Origin of the sequence: Janthinobacterium lividum, from assembly GCF_011601275.1 — a bacterium.
Classification (GTDB): Bacteria; Pseudomonadota; Gammaproteobacteria; order Burkholderiales; family Burkholderiaceae_D; genus Janthinobacterium; species Janthinobacterium lividum_E.
Genome location: NZ_JAAOLY010000048.1, coordinates 1 through 1216, shown reverse-complemented (window position 1 = coordinate 1216; position 1216 = coordinate 1). Strand labels below are relative to the sequence as shown.

Sequence of the window (1216 nt, the reverse complement as noted above, 5' to 3'; positions counted from 1 at the left end):
CGCCACCGAGGTAGTCATTTGGATCGGCATGCGTGCATAGCCCTAAGCGGCGCTTTGTTGTGCGGCGCAACTGTCCTAGTCGTTATCAGCAGCGTACTGTCGAGTACAATCGGCAGGGATCGGCCAAAACCGGACACTCAAAATCCACGTTTAGTTAAGAAAATCGGACAGAAAAATTGATGAATTGCCTGGAGCTAAAGTCACCGCACGAAGGTTCGTTGTTGACGTTCACTATTATCAGCAAACTTGAAGACGGCATCGACTTTAATTTGCGGGTCGAGACGCCTTTCTTCTCAGGCAATGCGCCTTCATCGACATTTATGGCAGTTCCACTTGTAGCATGGTTTGACGAAATGGCCAGTGACTGGCAGGGCTGGAAAGGCGAAAAGAAGTGGGGCGACTTAGAGAGTCGTGTGCTGCTAAGCGCAACCGCAGACTCAACTGGCCACATTAAAATGAGGGTGACCTTGGCGGGACAAGACTATGATTCTGAGCTGCGCGTGAACATTATGTTCGAGGCAGGGCAGCTAGAAGGTATGGCGCGCGATGTCGCGCTTCTTTTTTCATAGTCGCGTACCGGCCAGAAGCCGACAGTCGGCAATTGACCAATCAAGCTTTACTCAGAAAGTCAGCATGTCGCACAGTGATCCATTTGACGTTATTTCATCCACCGTTGATCTGAATGATCCGGCAGAGCACGCTGATGCTCAACGCTTTATTGTTCACGCCCTGGCTCGAGTGATCGAATGTCTACCCGTTACCGCACAATCTTCTGTTTTGGCTGCTAAACAACATCTTGAGGGTGCGGCAACGGATACCGAGGTATTAGCTGTCCGGGCGAGGCTTTGGGAAGCCATCCGAGGACGCGATATGTCGGATGACCCTGAGGTGTTGCGTATCAGAACCACGATTTGTGCGATGCACGGCATGGACGCTGAAGCTCCTTACGACAAATTGGAATACTTTCTGACGTTTTGGGAGCGCAGCGGTTTAAGCATGGTCGAGCTAGCTGGAGCGATGTTCGACACATACGGCGTTGTTTATCACGACGTTTAATCGGCTGCGGTGACATATGTCGAATGCGTCAAATTGAATCGCCCCGGCTTTCGTGGAGGCCGGTTGGTGTGAGTCAGGCCGCGACGGCTTGACTGCTCAGTTGCTTGTAATAGTTTGCCTCAGCTTCAGCCGGCGGTATATAGCCGAGCGGCTCCAGCAG

General features: G+C 52.0%; 2 protein-coding genes. Both read left to right on the top strand.

All coding sequences use genetic code 11. The annotated features are described in order from the left end of the window. Positions 1 to 179: 179 nt before the first annotated feature. Positions 180 to 569 (top strand): DUF6228 family protein, encoded by a 390-nt coding sequence (locus tag GYK42_RS28775; protein WP_166450277.1) that lies wholly within the window; start codon positions 180 to 182, stop codon positions 567 to 569. 64 nt (positions 570 to 633) lie between these two features. Next, positions 634 to 1056 (top strand): hypothetical protein, encoded by a 423-nt coding sequence (locus GYK42_RS28770; protein ID WP_166450276.1) that lies wholly within the window; start codon positions 634 to 636, stop codon positions 1054 to 1056. Positions 1057 to 1216 lie beyond the last annotated feature (160 nt).

What these genes read in the sequence shown, in the direction of transcription:
- GYK42_RS28770 (WP_166450276.1), top strand. Translation starts at nt 634, where the DNA reads ATGTCGCACAGTGATCCATTTGACGTTATTTCATCCACCGTTGATCTG.
- GYK42_RS28775 (WP_166450277.1), top strand. Translation starts at nt 180, where the DNA reads ATGAATTGCCTGGAGCTAAAGTCACCGCACGAAGGTTCGTTGTTGACG.